General features: G+C 66.5%; 21 protein-coding genes. 7 read left to right on the top strand and 14 right to left on the bottom strand.

Annotation, left to right across the window (positions count from 1 at the left end; genetic code table 11):
- Window positions 1–20: 20 nt before the first annotated feature.
- The 7 genes from ACFQI8_RS16235 to ACFQI8_RS16205 all read right to left on the bottom strand — a co-directional run bounded on the left by ACFQI8_RS16235 (window position 21) and on the right by ACFQI8_RS16205 (window position 4290).
- Window positions 21–332: a 30S ribosomal protein S24e gene (locus ACFQI8_RS16235; RefSeq protein WP_390246596.1), complete on the bottom strand. Its 312-nt coding sequence runs from the start codon at window positions 330–332 to the stop codon at window positions 21–23.
- A gap of 68 nt (window positions 333–400) precedes the next feature.
- Window positions 401–940 (bottom strand): GTP-dependent dephospho-CoA kinase family protein, encoded by a 540-nt coding sequence (locus ACFQI8_RS16230; RefSeq protein WP_390246594.1) that lies wholly within the window; start codon window positions 938–940, stop codon window positions 401–403.
- Window positions 941–942: 2 nt separating this feature from the next.
- Entirely contained in the window at window positions 943–1140 is a 198-nt protein-coding gene (spt4, locus tag ACFQI8_RS16225) for a transcription elongation factor subunit Spt4 (RefSeq protein WP_148416463.1), read from the bottom strand.
- Window positions 1140–1712: a DNA-directed RNA polymerase gene (locus ACFQI8_RS16220; protein WP_390246592.1), complete on the bottom strand. Its 573-nt coding sequence runs from the start codon at window positions 1710–1712 to the stop codon at window positions 1140–1142. Before ACFQI8_RS16220 ends, spt4 begins: the two co-directional genes overlap by 1 nt.
- Window positions 1713–1719: 7 nt before the next feature.
- Window positions 1720–2088, bottom strand: a complete 369-nt coding sequence (locus ACFQI8_RS16215) for a twitching motility protein PilT (protein ID WP_390246681.1) — start codon at window positions 2086–2088, stop codon at window positions 1720–1722.
- A 22-nt stretch (window positions 2089–2110) separates the two neighbouring features.
- Window positions 2111–3346: a translation initiation factor IF-2 subunit gamma gene (locus ACFQI8_RS16210; protein ID WP_390246590.1), complete on the bottom strand. Its 1236-nt coding sequence runs from the start codon at window positions 3344–3346 to the stop codon at window positions 2111–2113.
- A gap of 236 nt (window positions 3347–3582) precedes the next feature.
- Window positions 3583–4290, bottom strand: coding sequence for a DUF6517 family protein (locus ACFQI8_RS16205; protein WP_390246679.1), 708 nt, complete (start codon window positions 4288–4290; stop codon window positions 3583–3585).
- A 227-nt stretch (window positions 4291–4517) separates the two neighbouring features.
- On the opposite strand from ACFQI8_RS16205, the gene ACFQI8_RS16200 reads away from it, so the two are divergent.
- A complete protein-coding gene (locus ACFQI8_RS16200; protein ID WP_390246588.1) occupies window positions 4518–5501 on the top strand; it encodes a DUF5787 family protein in 984 nt (327 codons plus the stop codon).
- A gap of 4 nt (window positions 5502–5505) precedes the next feature.
- Here the strand turns inward: ACFQI8_RS16200 and ACFQI8_RS16195 are convergent, their stop codons facing one another.
- The 4 genes from ACFQI8_RS16195 to ACFQI8_RS16180 form a co-directional block, all read right to left on the bottom strand.
- Window positions 5506–5718: a hypothetical protein gene (locus ACFQI8_RS16195; RefSeq protein WP_390246586.1), complete on the bottom strand. Its 213-nt coding sequence runs from the start codon at window positions 5716–5718 to the stop codon at window positions 5506–5508.
- Window positions 5715–6539, bottom strand: coding sequence for an MBL fold metallo-hydrolase (locus ACFQI8_RS16190; protein WP_390246584.1), 825 nt, complete (start codon window positions 6537–6539; stop codon window positions 5715–5717). Before ACFQI8_RS16190 ends, ACFQI8_RS16195 begins: the two co-directional genes overlap by 4 nt.
- A 131-nt stretch (window positions 6540–6670) precedes the next feature.
- Window positions 6671–7648, bottom strand: coding sequence for a hypothetical protein (locus ACFQI8_RS16185; RefSeq protein ID WP_390246582.1), 978 nt, complete (start codon window positions 7646–7648; stop codon window positions 6671–6673).
- 121 nt (window positions 7649–7769) lie between these two features.
- Window positions 7770–9167 carry an ATP-binding protein gene (locus tag ACFQI8_RS16180; protein WP_390246580.1) on the bottom strand — a complete coding sequence of 466 codons (1398 nt, stop codon included), beginning with the start codon at window positions 9165–9167 and terminating at the stop codon, window positions 7770–7772.
- A 388-nt stretch (window positions 9168–9555) separates the two neighbouring features.
- Here ACFQI8_RS16180 and nasA point away from each other — a divergent pair, with 388 nt between their 5' ends.
- The 5 genes from nasA to ACFQI8_RS16155 all read left to right on the top strand — a co-directional run bounded on the left by nasA (window position 9556) and on the right by ACFQI8_RS16155 (window position 15791).
- Window positions 9556–11628, top strand: coding sequence for an assimilatory nitrate reductase NasA (nasA, locus tag ACFQI8_RS16175; protein WP_390246677.1), 2073 nt, complete (start codon window positions 9556–9558; stop codon window positions 11626–11628).
- 58 nt (window positions 11629–11686) lie between these two features.
- Complete coding sequence (locus tag ACFQI8_RS16170; RefSeq protein WP_390246578.1) at window positions 11687–12319, top strand: molybdenum cofactor guanylyltransferase; 633 nt, start codon at window positions 11687–11689, stop codon at window positions 12317–12319.
- A 265-nt stretch (window positions 12320–12584) separates the two neighbouring features.
- The gene (locus tag ACFQI8_RS16165; protein WP_390246576.1) at window positions 12585–14339 is read left to right on the top strand and encodes a nitrite/sulfite reductase; all 1755 of its coding nucleotides are present in this window, start codon (window positions 12585–12587) and stop codon (window positions 14337–14339) included.
- A gap of 2 nt (window positions 14340–14341) precedes the next feature.
- Window positions 14342–14527, top strand: coding sequence for a hypothetical protein (locus tag ACFQI8_RS16160; protein ID WP_390246574.1), 186 nt, complete (start codon window positions 14342–14344; stop codon window positions 14525–14527).
- Window positions 14528–14657: 130 nt separating this feature from the next.
- Window positions 14658–15791: a thiolase family protein gene (locus ACFQI8_RS16155; RefSeq protein ID WP_390246572.1), complete on the top strand. Its 1134-nt coding sequence runs from the start codon at window positions 14658–14660 to the stop codon at window positions 15789–15791.
- Window positions 15792–16201: 410 nt separating this feature from the next.
- On the opposite strand, the gene ACFQI8_RS16150 is transcribed toward ACFQI8_RS16155, so the two are convergent.
- The 3 genes from ACFQI8_RS16150 to ACFQI8_RS16140 form a co-directional block, all read right to left on the bottom strand.
- Window positions 16202–18109, bottom strand: coding sequence for a cation:proton antiporter domain-containing protein (locus ACFQI8_RS16150; protein WP_390246570.1), 1908 nt, complete (start codon window positions 18107–18109; stop codon window positions 16202–16204).
- Between the two features lie 130 nt (window positions 18110–18239).
- Window positions 18240–20249: an AMP-dependent synthetase/ligase gene (locus ACFQI8_RS16145; RefSeq protein ID WP_390246568.1), complete on the bottom strand. Its 2010-nt coding sequence runs from the start codon at window positions 20247–20249 to the stop codon at window positions 18240–18242.
- Window positions 20250–20348: 99 nt separating this feature from the next.
- On the bottom strand, window positions 20349–21257 hold the full coding sequence (locus ACFQI8_RS16140; RefSeq protein WP_390246566.1) for an MBL fold metallo-hydrolase: 909 nt from the start codon (window positions 21255–21257) through the stop codon (window positions 20349–20351).
- 83 nt (window positions 21258–21340) lie between these two features.
- Between ACFQI8_RS16140 and ACFQI8_RS16135 the strand changes: the two genes are divergently transcribed.
- Window positions 21341–21601: a hypothetical protein gene (locus ACFQI8_RS16135; RefSeq protein ID WP_390246564.1), complete on the top strand. Its 261-nt coding sequence runs from the start codon at window positions 21341–21343 to the stop codon at window positions 21599–21601.
- Window positions 21602–21617: the final 16 nt, after the last annotated feature.

Here is a 21617-nt window from a genome sequence, read left to right as displayed (position 1 = left end):
ACGACGGTTCGAAGCCGGGCTTACGCCTCTTCGGCTTCGACGTCGGCGTCGGCGTCGGTGATCTTGTTGCGGTCGAGCATGTGGTCCTGTTCGACGTCGCGCGCGAACTCGGGGCTCTCGTAGACCTTCGCGTAGCCCGCGGTCTTGCGCATGCCGAACTTCGTGTCGAGTTCGTGGACGACGACCTCGTCGGAGTCCTTGTTCAGCTTGGCCGCGAGCGAGTCGCGGACCGACAGACGAGAGGGCGTCGCTTCCTCGTGGACGATCTCGAATCGAACGTCCGTCCGGTGCAACATGGGGTTCTCCTCCTCGGAGATGATTTCGATATCCATGGTTCAGTTACCAGTAATTCCCCCCGAAGCAAGTAAAAGGATTTCGAAGGGACGAGCGCGCCCGCGTCTCAGGCGTCGATGGGCGCGACGACGGCGTCGAAGTCGCCGTCGAACCGCGCGAGGAGGTCCCGCATCTCGCTTTTCGTCGCGTCGGTGACGGTCACGCGGACCATTCCCTCGTCGGGTTGGCCGTAGACGACCGTCGAGGCGACGGGCGCGGCGAGCACCGCCGGGAGCGTGGCGAGGTCCTCTTCGCCCGTGACGAGGAGCGTCGTCGGCTCGGGGTCGTCGAGCGCGGCCACGAGCGCCTCGACGAGGGCGACGGAGACGGTTCCCGGTTCGTTTTCGACCTCGACGAGGCGGCCGGTCTCGACCGCCTGCCGAATCTCTTCGCCGACGGCCTCGCGTTTCGTCTTGCCGTCGACGACGGCCACGTCCGGCGGGCGACCGGCGCGGCGGAGGTGGAAGGTGACGACGTCGCCGACGGCGACGAGCGGCGCGCCCGCGTCCTCGCTGGATGCGTCTGCGAGGAGGTCGTCGGCCTCGGTGTACACCGGGCCGAACGGCTCTTTGAACGCCGCCCGAAGCGCCGTCGGCAGGGTGAGCATGCTCAGCGGACCTTCAGCGCGTAGCCGCCGGGTTCGGTGACGTTCATCTCGGTGGCGATTTCGCTGTCTTCGGGGTGGGTGATGACGACGTAGCCCGCCCAGTCCTCGGTGAGACTGCTCGACCCGCAGTTCTCGCACGTCTGTCTGTCCGGGTCGTTGACGAAGTGGCACTCGCGGCAGGCGAGACGGGGCTTCGCCATCAGTTACCCTCCGCCGAGGCCTCGCTCTGCTGGCGCTTCGACTCGAGCCAGCCGTGCTTGCCGAGCCCCGGCTGTTTGGCCGTGAGGCCGATCTTCGAGTCGCGCGGGTTGCGCTCGTCGATGCTCTTGGTGACGATGCGAGCGCGCACTTCGTCGTCGACGGCGAGCGTCTGGTTGGACTCGGTCGACGCGAGCTGTTGGTTCTCGCCGTCGTAGGCGAGGTATTCGTCGGATATTTGCGAGACGTGGAGCAGTCCGTCGACCGGGCCGATGCCGACGAAGGCACCGAACTCGACGACTTCGACCACGATGCCGTCGACGACCTCCTGCATGTCTGGGTCGTAGGTGATGGCGTCGAAGTCGGCCTCGTAGTAGACGCCGGGGCGGCTGGGCAGCACGGTGCCCTCACCGATGTCGTTGACGTTCACGACGCTCACGACGCTCCCCACGTCCTCGTCCATCCGTCCTTCCAACTTGTCCTGCAACAGTCGCTTGACCCGCTTGGGCGTCACGTCGCCCAGGTGTCGGGGTGGGACTTCGACTGTATCTTTGAGTCGTACCCGTTTGTACATAGTTTCGTTAAGGTTCCGTGATTGCCAGCGTGGCGTGCCCCCGGATGCCGACGACGGGAGTCCCGCAGTCGAGCACCCGGTCACGGAGGGGCTTGTCGTTCGTGACGACGTAGTCGACCTCGCCCGATTCGGCGAGTTCGACGACCGCGTCGTCGGCGTACGGTTCCTCGGTTTCGACCGCCCGGCACCGGGTCGCCAGGTCCGCGCCCACGCTCGCCGCGACGCCTTCGGTCCCGCCGCCCGACGAGAGCTTCTCCAACTCGTCGAGGACGGCCGTGGGGACCACGAGGTCCGCGTCGGCCGCGAGCAACCGGTCGAGTTCGTCGAACACGCGGACGTCGAGTTCGACCGGCATCATGAGCGCGTTCGTGTCCATGACGACTACGGTGGCGGTCACGTCACTTGAGCGTCCCGATACCGATGAGTCGCCAGCGAGCGCCCACGCGGCGGTTGATGGCTATCTTCGCTCCCTCGGCGGCGCAGACGGGGCGCTTGAGCGAGACTTCCGCCTCGCCGCTTCGCGCGCTCGTCACCGCGCCGACCGTGGTCGCGGTGCCGACGGTGAGCATCAGGGGCTCGCCGGTGGATATCTCGTCGATACCCTCGTCTTCCTCGCCGCCGACGACGCGGTCGAGAAGCTCCACGTCCATGGTGAACTGCTCGCGCGTCGGCGGGAGCGTGCCGGGCTCGCCGGCGACCTGTCCCGCGAGCGCGTCGCCCTTCGTGAAGCTCGGGTCGAGACCGGTCCCGACGCCGCAGAGACCGCCGGGGCGGACCTCATCGACCATGTTGCCGCCCGCCTGTAGCGAGCGGACCTCGGTCGTGATGGAGCGCCACTCGGTCTGGCCCTCCTCGTCGACTTCGCGGCCGGGGCGGAGTTCGAGTTCGTCGCCCTCCTCGAGCTTGCCGGCGACGACACTACCGCCGATGACGCCGCCCATGAGGCCGTCCCAGGTCGTTCCCGGACGGTTGATGTCGAAACTGCGCGCGACGAACATCCGGCTGTCTTCGGTCTCGTCGCGGTCGGGCGTCGGAATCTCCTCCTCGATGGCCTCGATGAGGAGGTCGAGGTTGACCTCCTGTTGGGCGCTGATGGGGATGATGGGCGCGTCTTCGGCCACCGTTCCCTCCACGAACTCCGTTATCTGTTCGTAGTTGTCGACGGCGCGCTCGCGGTCGACGAGGTCGACCTTGTTCTGCGCGATGACGATGTTCTCGATGCCGATGATATCGAGCGCCATCAGGTGCTCGGCCGTCTGGGCCTGCGGCACGTCCTCGGTCGCGCTCACGAGCAGGATGGCACCGTCCATGATGGCGGCACCAGAGAGCATGGTCGCCATGAGCGTCTCGTGGCCGGGCGCGTCGACGAACGAGACGGTGCGGCGCACCTCGGTCTCCTCGCCGTCTTCGGTTTCCTCTTCGACCGTGTAACACTCCGGCGCGTCAACGCCGGGAATCTGACGGAACGTCGCGTCGGCGTACCCGAGTCGGATAGAGATACCGCGCTTCATCTCCTCCGAGTGCTGGTCCGTCCACGAGCCGGACAACGCTTGGACGAGCGTCGTCTTTCCGTGGTCGACGTGACCGACGAGTCCGATGTTCACCTCCGGTTGTTGTGGGTTTTTCGTCACCATTGACCTCCTGAGAGTAATCTTGCGTGAACTTGGCTCCGAACGACTGATAAAGGTGCTGTTCTCGGAGCGGTGACGCTGTGGCCGCGTCGGGCGGTCACACACCCCGCGCGGCGATTCAGCCACGTCTCTCGGTCCCGGCGTCGCCTCGAAAAATGGTTCGTCGTGCCCCCCAGCACGACGGTTCGCGGACCGATTCGAGTACCCCCTCGAACCGCTGTCACTCCGGGCTTCGCCGGTTATTCGACGCCCGCGACGAGCGACTGAAGCTCCTCGCGGTAGGCGTCGGGCGTGAGCCCGAGGTCGATGTCGACCGAGACCTCGATGGCCTCGGTCGGCTCCTTGGTCACGCTGAGTTCGATGTTCTCGCCCGGGTGCGCTCCGCCCGCGACGAGAATCGTCCCGTCGTGCTCCCAGACGGCCAGCATCCCGCTGACGTCGAACTCCCGTCCCTCGATGGTGAACTCCTTTTCGTCCGTGAACGGGAAGGTAATCTCGTCGAAGGCGATGGTGGCCTCGTAGTCGGTCACGCGCGCCGACTCCCCGGTGTCGACCGTCGTCGACCGCGTGTCCGTCTGTTCGATGTCCGTGACGTCCACGTCTTCCAACTGCCCCTCGTAGTTCGCTCGCGCGTGTTCTTCGACCACGTCGACGACCGTCCCGCGGACCGCTTCGGGGAGGTTCGACAGGCTCGGGTCGAGCGTCACGCGCGTCGCGAAGAACAGCGAGAACTGCCCCTCGGCCTGCCCGAGCGTCTTCTCCTTCAGCGTCTCCGAGAGGTCCATGTCCTCGTAGACGAGCGTCTCGAACGCCGCGGAGACGCTCGCCGGACCGATCGACTGCTCGAAGGCGGGGTCCAGAGAGTGCCCCCCGATGTACTCCCAGCCGCCGGCTTCGAGCGCCGCCTCGGGAACCTGCGGCGGTGCCCGCGCGGCGCTCGCGGTCATTCCGGAGCTACAGCCCGCGAGACTCGCGAGCCCCGCGCTGGCCGCGATACCGAGGTACGTTCTCCGCCTGATACCGTTGACTTCGTTTTCTTCCCCCGTCATCAGTCGGTACTGCCGGGCTCTGGGCCAAATAGGTATTCCTCAGAGAATCAAATTCGAGAACGGCTGAACCGCCGATTAGTGGCCCGAAAGCGACCTTTTTGCCGCTCCGTCCCCGAGCGTTTCACGTGCCCGAACCGGTGTCGTCGCCCTCGGAGTTCGCCTTCGAACTGGCGCTCTGTGCCCACCTCGAACAGACGACAGACTGGCTCCCGGCGCGCCAACTCGGCGCGTCGGTCGCCTCGCCGGGGAGCCGCATCATCGACGTGTGCGCCGTCGTCCCGGGACCGGGGTTCGACGACCGCGCCCGCATCACCGACCGCGCGGTTCCCGCGGCGGCCATCGAAAGCGACGTGGGAACCGGGAGCGCCGTCTTCTGGCGCGACGGCTTCGACTGCCGTCCCGGTCGCGCCCGGCGCGCCACCGACCGCGCCGTCGAAGTCGGCTTCTTCGAGTCCGAACGCCGCCGGAGCCGGGAGTACGTCCGCCGCGCCGCCCGCTATCCAGACGACTGGTTCTCCCGGCTCGTCGGCATCGAGAACAAACCCGACCTCGGCAGTCCCGGCGACCTGCTCCGACAGCTTCGCCTCGACGCGAGCCTCGCGGTCTTCGACGAGGTGATTCTCACGACCGAGAGCTACGTCACCGGCGCGCACCTCAACCGCATCCCCGAGGCGGTCGGCGTCTGGCGCTTCGACCCAGACACCGGCGACCGCGAGGTGGTCCGCGAACCCCGCCCGCTTTCGCCCGGCTCGACCGGCGTCGAACCCGTCGAGTACCACTCGCTCCACACCGACGTGGCGCTCGTCTCGCCCGCGGAAAAGCGAACCGCGCGCCTCCGACTCGCCGAGCGCGCCTACGGCAAGGGATGGCGCGCCTACGATCTCCCGGGCTGTGCCCGCGCCCGCGTCGACGCCGACGGCCGCCCGGTCTGCGACCACTTCGAGCGCGTGGTCGACCCCGGTTCGGAGTGCGGTACGGACTGCCCGGCGTTCGAGGCGGCCGACCCGCCCGAACTGGACCGCGACGGGCTCCGCGAGTCACGGACGGGCTGGGTCGCCGACCCGCCCGGTGTGGTCCGCAGACAGTCGGGACTCGACCGGTACCGCTGACGCCTCACTCCGCGTCGGCCCGCCGCTCCATGTAGCTCCAGTAGGCGACGAGCGCGACGCCGATGACGGCGACGAGGACGACCTGCACGGCGGCCCCGACGAGGTCGAGCCGGCCCGTGTCGACGTACGTCAGGACGACGTTTCCCGCGGCCGCGACGACGCCGGCGACCATGAGATACCTGAACGCCCTGTCCTCGGCGAGGGCTCGGAGGTTCACAGCTCGTACACCTCGCCGTCGACCGCCAGCGGCTCTTCGAACGCCTCGTCGGCGGGGTAGAAGTGCGCCACGTGGACGAGGCGGGTCTCGCCGGCGTTCAGTTCCTCGCCGAGCGCGATGGCCCCCTCGCGGGTCATGTGCTTCGTGCCGAAGGTCCGCGCGACCCCGTTTTCGTCGTGGTCGTCGCCGCCGATGGGGTGGTACTCGCAGACCGACGCCGGGACGATTGCCTCGGCGAGAAGCAGGTCGGGGTCCCGGAGCACGTCGCGGGACTCCTCGGGGATTGCGTAGGTGGAATCACCCGAAAGCGAGAGTTTCGCGCCCGTCTCGGGGTCCTCGATGGCGACGCCGTAACAGACCAGCGGCGGGTGGACGACCGGCACGAACGTCACGTCGAGGCCGCAGGCGCGGAACGACTCGAACGGCGTCTGGTCTTCGACCGAGATGCGGTCGAGGTAGGCGAACTTCGAGCGAATCGCGTCGGCGACGCTCTCGCCCGTGACCGGGTCGACCTCGTCGGCGGCGTGGACCGCGAGGTCGTCGAGCAGGCGGTAGACGTTCCCGAGGCCGTCGAGGTGGTCGAAGTGGATGTGGGTGACGAGCGCCTCGTCGGGAAGCGGCACGTCCCGCGTGAGAAACTGGTGGCGGAAGTCGGGGCTGAAGTCCACGAGGAGCGACTCGCCGGTCCGCTCGTTTTCGACGTGGACCGAAAAGCGCGTCCGCTCGATGCCTCGCTCGCGGGCCGCGAGGCAGGTCTCGCAGTCGCACCCGACGGTGGGCGTTCCGGTCGTGTCGCCGGTCCCGAGGAGGGTCACGCGCATTGACTCAATCACGGGGACGGCGAGGTATAAACGTGGCCGACGGGGGCGAGTCAGAACCAGTATATCTGCCAAAACATGGTGCAGACCATGGTGTGGTCATAGTTGCGAGCCAAGACCACACGTATCTGGGTCTACGAGTCGAAGTTACACTTATTGTATGACTCTGATGCCTTGTCACGTTCTTCTTTCGCCCGTTCGTTGTCTCCTTCTCCAATCGCCTCCACTGCTCGTGAGAAGTGTTCAGTTCCGTCTTTTAGAGACCCTGCATAGCATGTAAGTTCGATAAACGTCGATTTTATCGAGGACGGGGATTCACCTTCCTGTCGTTTGAAGAGGCTCTCAGAGGTTCCGAAGTGCTCTGCTGCCCTATCTAAGGCTTTCTGTGCTTGGGTGAGCGCTTCTTCGTCGAGGTAACTCTCGGCCTCGTTCAGGTCCTCCATCCCGAGCGACATCTCTCTGATTCCTGTTGCCATCGTTTCGAGAACTGGAATCAGCTCGTCGAGTGTGGTCAGGTCGATCTGAAGTGTTTCAGCATCAACTTTATCGAAGTCATCTAACTCTTCCGTCTCAAGCTGTGACGTCCGATCACGAACGACACTCAAGAGGTCGTCAGCGTCGCCAAGCTTCTGTTCAGCAGCTTCGAGCTCTGCTGCCGCGTCCGTGTATCTCTCAGACTGGAAGTACGTGAGACCGGAGTACACCAGACTGTATCCCTCCACTACTATATCGAGGAAATCGGTGATCTTTCGTCCGAACTCAATGTACTCGCGTCCAGAGTTGATTTTGCTTCGTTGTTCGTCAGTCGAATACTCCTCGGCTGCGTCTAATTCGTTCGCTGCTTCATCGAGGTAGGTGTAGACCTTTGAGGGATTGAAGTCGACGCTGCCATCCTCAAATTCTGATTCAGATAAACTCTCACTCTCACTGGATAGTTGCTCTCCAGCACTTTGGAGAGCACTCCCCGCTTCTTCGAGGTGTTCTGCTGCCTTATCTGGTTGTGCAGTCGGGGTGGTGGTTCCCTCGTGAGTAGATGTATCGCCCGTACAGCCTGCTAGAAATCCTGTGCCGAGTGCGGAGATTGTCGCTCCAATATACTCTCTTCTCTGCATAATCGCTAACGCTCCTCTGCAAATACTTATTCATTCCCAATATCATATAAAAATGATATCTCTGGCAGAATACGAGCTCTAGCCACTCGGGGCTGGATTTTAAAATACGGAGAAGCGCGGTTTATTGCTCTGGTTTCTGCGTCTCGCCTTCGTGTTCGTCCGCGTGGTCGTGGTCGTGGCCGTCTTCCGACCCCGCCCCCGCGACGAGTTCCGACGAGTCGGACATCATGTCGAGGTTCTTCAGGTTGTCGCGCTCTTCGAAGTCGGCGACGGCCTCAAGCAGGTCGTCCTGCGTGAGCTCCATCCGCTCTTCGGTGAGCGCTTCGAGGACGGCCTCGCGGAGGACGAGTCGGAGGTCGGAGCCGGTGAGGCCCTCCGTCACGTCGGCGATGGCCGAGGGGTCGAACTCGTTGATGTCCATTCGGTTCGTGATGACGCGGAGGATGTCGGCGCGCATCCCGCGGTCCGGTTTGGGGAAGTTGACGATTTCGTCGAAGCGCCGCCACGCCGCCGAGTCGAGCTGGTCGGGGTGGTTGGTCGCGCCGATGAGGATGACCTCGTCGCGAATCAGCGAGATGTCGTCGATGCTCTTGAGTAGCGTGTTGACCGCGCGCTTGAGCGCCGCGTGCTCGTCCGACCGGCGGGTCTTCGCCACCGAGTCGAACTCGTCGATAAAGAGGATACACGGCGACAGCCGCTTTGCGACCTCGAAGGTCTTCTCGACGTTCTTGGCCGTCTCGCCGAGGTACTGGCTCGTTATCATCGAGAGCTTCACCTCGACGAACGGGAGGCCGAGCTCGTGGGCGAGCGCCCGCGAGACGGTGGTTTTGCCGGTCCCCGGCGGCCCGACGAACAGGATTTTCCCGATTTCGCGGAGGCCGATGTCCGCGAGGTACTCGCGGTGCTCGATGGCCTTCATCAGCTTGTGAATCTCGCCTTCCTGGTCCGTCGTGAGCACGAGGTCGTCGAGGGTCATCTCGATCTCCTCGGGCGCGCGGACCTGCACGAGGTCGAGCATCTCGGCGTCGTCCTCGTCGTCGAAGTACTCGTCGAGCAGGCTGTCTATCCACACGCGGTCGGCGTGAATCGGCCGGGTCTGTTCTCTCGCGTCCGCGTGGGTCACGTCCACGTCGTCGCGGTCCTCGACCGACTTCGCGACCGTCGGGTTCGTCACGAGCCGGTCGTGGTCGGCCCGCTTGACGAACCACTCCAGCGCCATCTCGGGTTGGGTCAGCGAGAGACGCCCGGAGAACTCCTCACGCTGGGTGAACATGAGGTCCGAAATCGCGTCCCAGGGGTGTTCGACGCCGGTCGCCTTCCGCGCGACGGACTCGGTCACGACGAGGGGTCGCTCGATGCCGGCCATCGACGAGTCGTCCTCGTCGCCGTCGTCCTCGGCGTCCGCCCAGAAGACGCGTCGATACCGCGGGGGAAGGTCGTTTTCGTCAAGCGTTCGGTCGTCAGTGTAGAGGTGGGCCGTCAGCAGAAACTCGACAACCTCGAGCGCCCGTTCACTCATCCCCCAGAAATTGCCCGGGGAGACGCATAAGAGCGTCGGAGCGCCGCCGGGAGCCGCGCGCGACCGAACGACCGCCATGGCAAGGAACGCGGCGCGGGACCGCCCGCCAATATTAATTTCAGAAAAATAATACAAAAACATATTTGAAAACGGCGGAATTACGCGGTTATATTCCTTCCATGCGTTTGTATACTGTTTCTTCATCCAGAATACGGGACAAAAATATTGGTTCTTAAATGATTAGGCCTTTATGCTTATATTCCGCCACTGTGAGCCAAGAAAGTGAAATGATATTCACGAACGGCACGGGATATATGCCCGAATACGGTACATCCGACGCGGACGGTGGGTGGTGACTCGCGTGGCGAAACAAGTTCCGACGACCTGTATGCGCTGTGCGGTCGGTTGTGGCCACGTCCACCTCGGCTCCGACACGGCGTACGGTCTCGACGCGGTCCGGGGCGACCCCTCGCATCCCGTGAACAACGGACTGGCCTGCGGTCGCGGTATTCGCGAGTCGGCCGATCCCGACGGGTCGTGGCTCACGCGCCCGCTCGTCAGGGAGAACGGCGAACTCCGTCAGACCTCGTGGTCCACCGCGCTCTCTCGCGCGAGCGACGCCATCGCCGACGCGATGGCCGACGACCCCGACGAGGTCGCTGTCCTCGGGAGCGGCCAACAGACGAACGAGGCCGCCTACGCCCTGGGAAAGCTCGCCCGCGGCGGCATCGGCACCAGACACTACGACGCGAACACGACCCTCTGCATGGCGAGCGCGGTCAAAGCCTACTACCGCGCCTTCGGGAGCGACGCGCCGCCGCCGACCTACGACGACGTCCCCGAGGCCGAGACGCACCTCGTCTGGGGGGCGAACCCGGCGGTCGCCCACCCGGTGATGTTCCGGTGGATTCGCCAGTCGGCCGACGACGGCGACCTCGTCGTCGTCGACCCCGTCGAGACGGAGACCGCGGGCGTCGCCGACGACCACGTCGCCATCGACCCCGGCGGCGACCTCGCGCTGGCGCAGGCGGTTCTCGGACACCTCGTCGAGACCGACCGCGTGGACGAGGCGTTCGTCGAGGCGCACACCGAGGGATTCGACCGCGTCGTCGACGAACTCCCCCCGGTCGAGGAGGGGGCGTCGGCGGCCGGCGTCACCCTCGATGCGGTGGAGAAACTGGCGTCGCTCCTCGACGCGCCCACGCTCGTCTACTGGGGCATGGGCGTCAACCAGAGCGTCCGCGGCACCGCGACCGCCGGCGCGCTCGTGAACCTCTGTCTCGCCTCGGGGAACCTCGGCCCCGGCTCCGGCCCCTTTTCGCTCACCGGCCAGGCGAACTCGATGGGCACCCGGGTGGTCTCCTCGAAGGGGACGTGGCCCGGCCATCGACCGTTCGAGCACCCGGACCACCGCCGGACCGTCGCCGAGGCGTGGGACGTGCCCGTCTCTCGGCTCCCCGACGACAACGGGCCGGGGCCGGTCGGCATGTTCGAGTCGTCGCCGTCGGTCGTCTGGACCGTCGCCACCAACCCGCTCGCGGGGTTCCCCGACGCGACGGCCGCCCGCGAGGTCCTCGACGACGCCTTCCTCGTCGTGCAGGACGCCTTCCGGTCCGAGACGGTCGAACTCGCCGACGTGGTGCTCCCCGCGGCGACGTGGGGCGAGTCCGAGGGGACCACGATGAACATGGAGCGGACGGTCTCGCGGGTCCGCCCGGCCACGGAGACGCCGCCGGGGGTCAGACAGGACCTCGACATCATCGCCGACGTGGCCGCCCGCGTCGCGCCGGGACTGCTCCCGAGGCCGTCGGTCTCGCCGAGCGAGCTGTTCGACGAGTTCGCCGCGCTCACCGCGGGCACCGACGCCGACTGCTCGGGGCTGTCGTACACGCGACTCGACGGCGAGCGAGCCGTCCGTTGGCCCGCGCCGGACCCGACGAGCGAGGGCGGCTACCGCTACTACGAGGACTCGGCTGAGTCGGGCGACCCGACGTGGTCGTTCCCGACGCCGTCGGGGAAAGCGCAGTTCAGCGCGCTCTCGGGGTCGTCGCTCCCCGACCCCACCGACGAGTCGTACCCGTTGACCCTCACGACCGGCCGCGAGGCCGACGGGTACAACACCGGGGTCCGCACCCGGAGCGACACGCCGGACCACCCGGTCGCCCGCGCGCATCCCGACACCATCGACGCGCACCGCGACGCGGTCGCCGACTCCGAGGGCGACCGTCGCACCACCGTCGTCTCCCGCCGGGCGTCGGTCCCGGCGACGCTCGACCCCGACGACGCCGTCCCGCCGGGCGTCGTCTGGCTCTCTATTCACCATCCCATGACCAACCGACTCACCACCCCCGCGGTCGACCCGCAGTCGAACGAACCGAACTTCAAGCAGTGCGCCGTCCGCCTCGAACGCCCCGAGACGACCGCCGCGTCCGACCGCCTCCCCGCCGAGGTGAGCGACTGATGGCAGTCGTCGCCGCGGTCGGACGGTCCCGCGAACTCGAACGCACCGCCGCCTGAGAATGGCCGACGTGTCGCACCCTCACCTCGACACCGGCCGCGCCGGCATCATCCTCGCCGGCGGCCGCTCGACCAGATTCGGCGGCATCGACAAGGCGACGGCCACCGTCGGCGGCCAGCCCATGATTCACCGGGTCGCCGCCTCGCTCGACCCCGTCGTCGACGAACTCGTCGTCAACTGTCGCGCCGAACAGCGGGACTCACTCGCCGGTGCGCTGTTGGACTTCGACGTCCGGTTCGCGGAGGACGCCCATCCCGACCGGGGGCCCGTTTTCGGTCTGCGGACCGCGTTGCGGGAGACGAGCGCCGAGTTTGCGGCGGTCCTCCCGACCGATATGCCGCTGGTTCCGAGCGGGTTCATCTCGCACCTCTTCGGCCGCCTGCAGGGCGGTGCGGGCGTCGTCCCGCGGGTCTCGGAGACGCCGCAACCGCTTCCCGCGGTCGTTCACTGCCGCGCCGCCGAAGTCGCCTGCACGGACACCATCCGCGCCGGCGACGACCGCCTACGGACCGTGATGTCCGCCCTCGACGTCACCGTCCTCGGCGACCGCGAAGTGGAGGCTCACGCCGGCACGCACGTGTTTCACAACGTGAACTCCTTCGACGACTTGCGCGCGCTCACCCATCGTCGGTGAATCCCGTTCGAGACCTATACCACACTATCGAACATTATGTTAGGTTCTGATTGTCGAATAAACGAACGGGAATCTGCCCAAAATACGACCTTATATTCGGGATATCTGGTTATAGATTGGACGAATACGGTATATATGGGGTATTTCTACACATTTTCAACGAATACTCTTATCAGCTTCTATCAAGTCGTGTTATCACGAAACATGACCGAGTTCGCACACAAACGCACACAGATAGTGGACGATTGCCCACTGGTGGTCGGAAATGGCGAGTAAGAAGGAAGCGTGGAAGTCGGAGCTCTACGGCGACGCGGTCCGCGAGAAGATCGAGGAGTTCGCCGAGAAGGGGGTCGACGCCATCCCCGAGGCGGAACGCGACGAGTGGTTCACCCGCTTCAAGTTCTGGGGCGTCTTCCAGCAACGGACGGGCCAGGACTCCTATTTCATGATGCGGCTGACGAACGCCAACGGCGTCCTCGAACCGGGGCAACTCCGGGCCATCGGGGAGGTCGCTCGCGACTACGCCTCCGGCCCCGTCGAGAACCCCGAGTTCGGCGACGCGTGGGTCGACCTGACGACGCGCCAGTCGATTCAGCTCCACTGGCTCGAACTCGAAGACATCCCCGAGGTCTGGGAGAAGCTCGAAGCCGCGGGCGTCTCCTCGCGGTCCGCGGGCGGCGACACCATGCGGAACATCACCGGCTGTCCGGTCGCCGGCCGCGACAAGCACGAACTCGTCGAGTCCCAGCCGCTCCTCGACCGCTTCCAGACCGACCTCCGCGGGAACGACGCGCTGTCGAACATGCCGCGGAAGTTCAACATCAGCGTCACCGGCTGTCGCGAGGGCTGTGCGCAGGACTCGATAAACGACGTGGGGCTCGAACCCGCGAGAAAGGAGATAGACGGCGAGACGGTCACCGGCTTCAACGTCCGCGTCGGCGGCGGCCTCGGCTCCCGAAAGCCGCGCGTCGCCCGCGACCTCGACATCTTCGTCGCCGACGAAGACCGCGCCTACGAGGTCGTCCGCGGCTTCGTCGAACTCTACCACGAACACGGCAACCGCGACGTTCGGGCCCGCGCCCGCAGTCGCTTCTTCGTCGACGAATGGGGCACGGAGAAGATTCGCGACCTCCTCCAAGCGGAGTACGTCGACTTCGAACTCCGGTCTGCGGGCGAGAACATCCGCGACGGATACACCTACAACGCGGGCCGCCCGGAGTCCGCCGGCAAACACGACCACGTCGGCGTCCACGAGCAGGCCGACGGCGACTACTACGTCGGCCTCAGCGTCGCCGTCGGCCGGCTCACGGCGTCGGATGCCATCGAACTGGCCGACATCGCCGACGAGTACGGCTCCGGCGAGGTCCGACTCACCCGCCGGCAGAACCCGCTTCTGATGGACGTGCCGGAGGAGAAGCTCGACGACCTGCTCTCTGAACCGCTCCTCGGCAAGCACACGCCCGTCCCGAACCCGTTCCAGCGCGGTACCGTCGCCTGCACTGGCACGGAGTTCTGCTCGCTCGCGCTCACGGAGACGAAAGCGCGGACCGCCCGGATGCTCCGGTGGCTCCGCGACAACGTGGACGTGCCCGATGACGTGAGCCAACTGAAGATTCACTACTCCGGCTGTACCGCCGACTGCGGGCAGGCGAACACGGCCGACATCGGCCTGTTCGGCATGCGCGCCCAGAAGGACGGCGAGATGGTCGAAGCGATGGACATCGGCGTCGGCGGCGGCATCGGCGAGGAGCCGTCGTTCGTCGAGTGGGTTCGACAGCGCGTCCCGGCCGACGAGGTACCGGGCGCTATCGCGTCGCTCGTTGAGGCGTTCGCGGAGCGCCGCGACCCCGGTCAGACGTTCCGCGAGTGGGTCGAAGCCGAGGGGACCGAGGCCGTCACGGAGTACTGCGTCCCCGAGGAGACGGCGTTCGAAGCGCCGTACATGCACGACGCGAAGCAGTCGTGGTACCCGTTCGCCGAGGACGAAGCGCAGGCCGAACAGCCGGTCACGAGCGACTGAACATGACCGAACGCATCGCGTCCGACGACCCGGCTGACGACGCCGACACCCGCGTCGCCGACGCGCCTTTCGAGCACGCCTCGGCGGACGTCGCGCCGGAACTCTTCCCCGCGGACCCAACGGTCGCCGACGCGGGTACCGGCGGAATCCCCGGTCGGCCGGACAGCGACCCCGCCACTCGTTCCTGACGTTCCGAGAGTCGGTGCCGTCGTCTCCACGCTCACCGTTTTCTCGGCGTTTTTCGACCCGGACAACAACTCGTCGCGACGAATAGCGAGTTCTAAACTATTTATGGTGTTCGAACCCCGATGCTGTGTCATGCCAGAGCCAGTCATCGCGGCCGCGTACCGCACGCCGTTCGGCAAGGCGGGCGGCGTGTTCGAGGACGTTCGAAGCGAGGACCTCTCGGTCACCCTCATCGACCACATCCTCGACGAACACGACGTCGACCCCGACGACGTGGAGGACCTGATGTGGGGCGTCGCCCAACAGCGCACCGAACAGGACAACAACGTCGCCCGCGTCATCGCGCTCCTGTCCGCCCTCGGCGAGGGGACGCCCGCGACGAGCATCAACCGGTGGTGCGCCTCCTCGATGCAGGCCATCATCTCCGCGTCCGACGCCGTCGCCGCCGGCAACCGCGAGTGCATCGTCGCCGGCGGGGTCGAGAGCATGTCCCGCGTGCCGATGGACGGCGACTCCTACGAGCACCTCCACCCCGAACTGAGCGAGCGGTACAACGTCTTCCAGTTGCAGATGGGGATGACCGCCGAGAAGGTCGCCGAGGAGTACGAGGTCTCCCGCGAGGCCCAAGACGAATTCGCGCTTCGGAGCCACCGACGCGCCGCCGAGGCGACCGACTCGGGTCGCTTCGACGACGAAATCGTGCCCGTCGAGACGGCCGACGGCGTCGTCACCGAAGACGAGGGCATCCGCCGCGACACCTCGATGGAGATTCTCGGCGGTCTCGACCCCGCCTTCTCGGGCGACGGCTCGGTCACCGCCGGTAACTCCTCGCAGATAACCGACGGCGCGGCCGCCGTCCTCGTCACCAGCCGCGAGTTCGCCGACGAGCGCGGCCTCGACGTGCTCGCGTCGGTCGGCACGAACAACGTCGCCGGCGTCGACCCGACGGTCATGGGCATCGGCCCGGTCCCGGCCACCCGCGGCCTCCTCGACCGCGCCGGCACCGACATCGACGACTACGGCCTCGTCGAAATCAACGAGGCGTTCGCCAGCCAGTGTGAGTACTCCCGGCGCGAACTCGGCATCGACGCGGACGAACTCAACGTCAACGGCGGCGCAATCGCCCTCGGCCACCCGCTCGGGGCGTCCGGCGCGCGCCTCCCGGTGACGCTCATCCACGAGATGCGAAAGCGCGACGTGGACCGCGGCCTCGCGTCGCTCTGCGTCGGCTTCGGTCAAGGCGCGGCAATCGAGTTCAACAGATAGGGTTGGGATTCGGCTGTTTTTTGGTCCAGATTTTTGCCGAGCGGAGCGAGGGAAAAAGGTGGCAGTGGCGCGGCAATCGAGTTCAGCAGATAGGGTTGGGATTCGGCTGTTTTTTGGTCCAGATTGTTGCCGAGCGGAGCGAGGGAACCCGGCGCACGTCGCGTCGTTCGCTTTCGTTCGGTCCCTCCCCCGCTAACGCTCACGAACAGACGTGCGCCTTTCGTCACGTTCGTACTCCGGGCGCCGGCGAGTTCGTTCCGCGCCCCGACTTCGGCGCGCCCGTCTGGGACGTCCTCGTCGCGCTCATCGGCGGCTACTGGGCGCTACTGGGCGATGTTCGTCCGGTGGGTGCGGCGCTGACCGGTCGGGGACGACGCGAAAAACCGAAGTCGAGCGGGCGGCGAGAGCCGCTATTCGGGATTGACGAGTTCTTCGGCGCTCCGGACGGCCTCGCGCTCGCCGATGATGGTGATGCGGTCGCCCTCTTGGAGCGTGTACTCCGCGTTGGGGACCGTCGTGTCGCCGTTCCGCGAGACGAGCGTGACGAGACAGCCGTCGGGCAGTTCGGGACCGATTTCGCGGATGGTCCGTCCGACGAGTCGCTCGGCGGTGACCTCGACCTCTTGGACGTCGCCGGAGCGGCCGATTTCGCCCATCCAGTTCGACATCGACGGGCGCTCGATGTAGTTGTCGAGCGCCTGCGCCGTGGCGATGGTCGACGAGATGGTCCGCACGCCGAGTTCTTCGAACGCCTCGACGTTGTCGGGGTTGTTCGCCCGCGCGAGGACGCTCTCGGGGTCGAACTTCGAGTTCGCCAACTGCGCGACGAGCAGGTTCACGTCGTCGTCGCCGGTCGCGGCGACCACGAACTTGGCGTTCGCGGCCCCCGCGGAGCGTAAGACGCTCGTGTCGGCGCCGTCGCCGTGATGGACGGTAAAGCCCATGTTCCGGGCGGCCTGGACTACTTCTTGGTCCTGCTCGATGAGGACCACGTTCTCTCCGCGGTCTGCGAGGCGTTCGGCGAGCGCACGGCCCACTTTCCCGCCTCCGATGATGAGTACACGCATTGGGATGACGTCGAGGTATTCTGCAATCCGGCGAGCGAGGCCGGCCTCGAAGACGACGGTCGTCAGGATGACGAGGAAGACCGTGCCGACGAGAATCGAGGCGCTCTGGTTCAGCGCGGCGGCCTGCTGGGCCATTCCCTCGGCCGCCAGTCGCGTCGCCTCCTCCTGCAGGGCGATAGCGAACAGCGAGGCCACGGACGCGGGGATGATGCCGCGCGGGCCGACGAAGCTCATGAAGAGCTTCTCTTCTCTCGTGAAGCGGTCGCCGCGGGCCGAAACGAAGACCAAGAGCGGCCGAATCACGAGCGCGACGGCGGCGACGACCGCGAGGCCGCCGACGCCGAGGTTCAGGAGGTTCTGGAAGTCCAACAGCGCCGCGAGGGCGATGAAGACGAACGACAGCACGAGTAGCGTGATGTCGCCTTTGAACGCCGAAATCTCCTCTTCGTACGGCACGTCCGCGTTGCCGAGGAGGATGCCGGCGGTCGCCACCGCGGCGATGCCGGCCTCCGTGGCGACGTAGTCGGCGGCCGCGTAGGACACGAGCGCGCCGGCGAGGGCGAGCAGGCGCGCGTTCTGCGGCGCGTTGCCCGGCGAGAGGTCGACGTACCGGAGGACGTAGTACAGCGTCCCGGCGACGACTGCGCCGACGATGACGCCGACGCCGAGGCGCTCGGCGAACAGCGTCACGAGAGCGTCGGGACTGCTGACGCCTTCGAGGATGGCCTCGAAGATGACGACGGCGACGATGGCCGCCGTCACGTCGTTGACGATACCCTCCGTGTCGAGCGCCGCGCCGACCCGGTCGCGGACCGGGACGACTTCGAGAATCGGCGCGATGACGGTCGGCCCGGTCGCGACGAGGAGCGCGCCCACGAGGAACGACACCGGCCACGGCGCGCCGAGCGCGTAGTGGACGACGACGCCGGTCGCGATGAACGAGATTATCGCCCCGACGGTGACGAGTCGGAACGTCGCGGCCGGCGCTTCCCGTAGCTTGTCGATTCGAAGGTGGAACGCACCCTCGAACACGATGATAGCGACCGAGAGACCGACGATGGCCTGTAGTGCGTTCCCGAACGAGTCGGGAGAGATGACGCCGAGAACCTCCGGGCCGAGCAGGATGCCCGACGCGATGAGGAACACGACGCTGGGGACCTGAAACCGGTCCGAAAGCACCTGCGAGACCACGCCGATGCCGATTATCGCGGCGACGAGCGGGATGAGGTTCGCCCCTCCTGCTGCGGCCACTTATATCGCCTCCATGGATTCGGTTCATGTGGCGACGGAAGATAAAACCATACATCTCGGGCGGTATTTCCGCGGCCTTGTGAATACGTATGCCCGCAAAAACCACGAAAAAGTGTAGGGTGTCAGATTTTCACCGGGTCGCGTCCCGGCCGCGGCTCCGCCGCTCTTCGGCCCGGCGGTCCTCGTCGTAGATGAGCGATACCTCGTCGGCGTAGCGGTCGAGGATGTTCCGGCGCTTTTTCTTCATCGTCGGCGTCATCAGGTCGTTGCCCTCGGAGAACTCCTCGGGGACGACGCGGAACTGCTTGATTCGCTCGTAGGACTCGAAGCTCTCGTTGGCCGCCGCCACCTCGGCCTCGATGCGCTCGGACACCCGGTCGTCGCGGCAGACGGCGTTCGGGTCGTCCGGGAGGTCGATGCCCTCCTCGTCGGCCCACTCCCGCAGGCCGTCGAAGCTGGGGACGATGAGCGCCGAGACGAACTTGCGGCCGTCGCCGAGGACCATGCACTGCTCGACCACCGGCGAGGAGGCGAAGGCGTCCTCGATGGGACCGGGGGCGACGTTCTTGCCCGTCGAGAGGACGAGAATCTGCTTGGCGCGCTCGCGGAAGGCGATGTAGCCGTCGGGCCGGCGTTCGACCACGTCGCCGGTGCGGAACCACCGTCCGCCCTCGTCGCCCTCGTCGCCCGCGACGAACGCCGCCTCGGTCTCCTCGGGGTCGTTCCAGTAGCCCTCGGTGACGCTCGGCCCGCGGACGAGCAGTTCGCCCACCTCGCCGCCCGCGTCGCCGAGCCGGTCGCCGACGACGGTCGTGTCGAGTCTCGTCTCGACGGTCCGAAGCGGGTAGCCGATGGTGCCGATTTTCGGCTCCTCGGGGGGATTGACCGAGATGACCGGCGAGGTCTCAGTGAGGCCGTAGCCCTCGTAAATCGGGAGGCCCATCGCGTGGTAGAGCGCGCACAGCTCGGCCGAGAGGCTCCCGCCGCCGCTGATGAAAAAGTCGAGGTTGCCGCCGAGGGCCTCGCGCACCTGCCCGAACACGAGGCGGTCGGCGAGGCGGTGTTTCGCGGTGAGCAGGTAGCCCGGCGCGTCGGTCGTGTGGTACGCCTGCCCGACGCCGACGGCCCACTCGAAGACGCGCTTTTTGACGGGTGACTCGCCGGCCTCCGCCCGAATCGCGTCGTACAGCTTCTCGTACACCCGGGGGACGCTCGTCCCGGTCGTCGGCCGGACCAGCTGGAAGTCCTCGCGGAGCGTGTCGGGACTCTCGGCGTAGGCGACGGTCGCGCCCGCCGCGAACATCATGAAATGCCCGGCCATGCGCTCGAAGACGTGCGCCAGCGGCAGGAACGAAAGCGTCACCGAGTCGGGACCGATGACCGGCGTGTCGCCTTTGTCCGGGCGGGGACCGAACCGCCGATAGCTCTCGTTGACGTTCGACCGGAAGTTCCAGTGGGTGAGTTGGACGCCTTTCGGCTGGCCCGTCGTCCCCGAGGTGTAGATGAGGCTGGCGAGGTCGTCGGGCTCGCGTTCGTCCAGCCACGACTCGGAGGCCGCCTCGTCGTACACTTCCTCCCCGCGGCGGGAGAGCTCGCCGAGCGTCAGCACGTCCTCGCGGTCGTCGTGGCCGTCGTACTCGTCCACGACGACGATAAAGCGGAGTTCCAGCTCGTCTTCGACGGCGAGCACGCGCTCCAGTAGCTCCCCGTTTTCGACCACGACGGCGTCCGCACCGGGGTCGGAAAGCAGGTACTGCGTCTGTCGCTCCGACGACGAGGTGTACACCGTGGTGACGACGCCGCCCGCGCCGAGGACCGCGAAGTCCGTCTGCGCCCACTCCATGCGCGTGTGCGAGAGGATACCGACCCGGTCGCCGCACTCGATGCCGAGGTCGCGGAACCCGGCCGCGAGACGGTGGACGACGCCTCGCATCTCCTCGTAAGTCAGGTCGGCGTAGTCGCCGTCGGGGGCCGCCGGGACGACGCCTTCGGCGACCAGCGACCGCCGGTAGACGCCGCCTTTGTATCGCTGTGCGACTCGCGAGGCGTTCCGCGACGCGCTCGCCTCGAACATCCGTGGGAGGGTCGACCGCTCGATGACCGGGTCGTCGAACGCCGCCTCCGCGTCCCGCCAGTCCATGTTCTGTTAGTAATAATTCAACATCTAAAAACTATGTACGTGATGTCTGTTGAAAACCCGCAGTACCGCGGGGACACGTTGATTGTGGCTCCGGTCGCGTCAGTCGTCGTCGCCGACGTAGTCGAGGTAGCCGAGCACGCCGCGGGTGTTCAGGCGCTCTTCGTCGCGGGCCTTCCGCGCGCCCCACACCTCGTCCATCTGGGTGTGCTCGACGAAGTGGTCGATGACGGCCTCGTCGTCGCCGAGTTCAGCCCGCTTCTGTCGGATGGCCTCGACCCACTCCACGAGGACGCGCTTGTACGCCTCGGCGAGGTCGGCGTCGTAGGGCCTCGGACCGAAGTGGCCGAAACAGACCGTCTCGGGGTCGATATCCTCGATGGTCCGCACGTCGTCGAGCGCCTTCTGGAGGTGGAACTGCGAGGGCGGCGAGGTCTGGCGGAGCGTCCGCGACCTCGGCTCCCAGATGCCCAGCGCGTCGCCGACGAACAGCACGTCGTCGCCGTCGTCGTGGAACATCACCTGATGCGGCGCGTGGCCGGGCGCGTGGTGGACCGTGAGCGTCCGGTCGCCGAGGTCGATTTCGTCACCGTCGGTGAGGCCCGCGACGCGGTCCTCCTCGATTGGGAGCGGTTCGTCGTAGAACCGCCACTGGTCTTCGACCGCCGCCTTCGTGCCCTCGATGAGCCGCGAGGGGTCCACGAGGTGCGGCGCGCCGAGTTCGTGGGTCATGACGGTCGCGTCGGGGTAGCGCTCGGCGAGGTAGCCCGCGCCGCCCGCGTGGTCGAGATGGACGTGCGTCGGCAGGATGTACGCGAGGTCGTCGACGCCGACCTCGTCGAGCATCCCGAAGACCGCCTCCCTGTCGGCGGCGATGCCGGTGTCGATGAGCGCCGGGTTCTCGGCGTCGACGAGGTAGACCGAGCCGTACTTCTCCACCTCGTACATGCCGCTGTCGACGTAGTAGAGGTCCGTGCTGTCCGGGACGGGTTCGACGTCGCCAATAGCCATAGTTGACGCCCGTCTCCGGGGAAGAAAAGCGTTCGGTCGCCCGACCCCCCACGTTGATTACGGGCGACCGCAAAGCCGTCTCCATGTCCGAACAGGGCGGCGACCCGCTCCCGGACGTCGACATCGCGGACGTCTCGCCGATGGCGTGGCGACTGCTCAGAGTCGCCGCCGGCTACAACCAGCGGGCCGTCGAGCGCGCCGTCGACGACCTCATGCAGGCGCACGTCTCCATGCTCGAATCCGGGAGCCGCGGCCTCTCGCGGTCGCGCCGCCGCGCCCTGCTCTCGCTGTACGCCGCGGAACTCGACGACCGACAGGTCCGAACGCTCGTCGAACAGTTTTAATTCGCGTCGAGACGCG

Origin of the sequence: Haloferax chudinovii (assembly GCF_042663345.1) — an archaeon.
Classification (GTDB): Archaea; Halobacteriota; Halobacteria; order Halobacteriales; family Haloferacaceae; genus Haloferax; species Haloferax chudinovii.
Note: the sequence above shows the minus strand (reverse complement) of the source record. Positions and strands in the feature narration are given on the sequence as shown.